The 548-nt window shown below is 77.9% G+C and carries 1 pseudogene; it reads right to left on the reverse strand.

The annotated features are described in order from the left end of the window. A pseudogene (locus tag G3I42_RS30275) lies at nucleotides 1-548 on the reverse strand (helix-turn-helix transcriptional regulator); the annotation flags it as partial.

The raw sequence follows: 548 nt of genomic DNA on the forward strand, positions 1-548 counted from the left end.
AGCGCGATGAGCGCGTGCGCGTCGCCGTTCGCCGGGCCCGGCTGCCGCAGCGCCGCCGAGCGGGCCCGCGAGGCGGCGAGCACCCAGTCCCAGTCGCCGCGCGCGGCGGCGATGTCGGTGCGGATGTTGTGCAGCGCGTGGTGCATCGGGTGCAGCACCGAGAAGGTACGGCCGAGCAGCGCCCGGTCCACGAGCCGTTCCGCCTCGTCGAGTTCGTCCGCCCACTGGGCGACCGCCGCGAGCGTGCCGAGCAGGAAGGGCTCCGCGAGCGGCTCGGCGGGCTCCGCGAGCAGCGCGCGGATACGCCGTACCGCGTCCCGCGCCGAGCACACCCCGGCCGTCACCTCGTAGCGCAGCAGCAGCGCGCGCCCCGCCGGGCCGACCGCCGCCGGGCAGCGGTCCGCCTCCTCGCCGAGCCAGTCGTACATCTCCCTGCGCAACTCCAGGTCGCGGTCCGAGAGCTGGACGAGCGCGACGCGGGCCGCGCGCGCGGGCGCCGAGTCCGGCTCCTCCTCGGCCGCACCCCGCAGCACCTGTGCGCCCGCGCG

The organism is Streptomyces sp. SID11385, assembly GCF_010548245.1.
GTDB lineage: Bacteria > Actinomycetota > Actinomycetes > Streptomycetales > Streptomycetaceae > Streptomyces.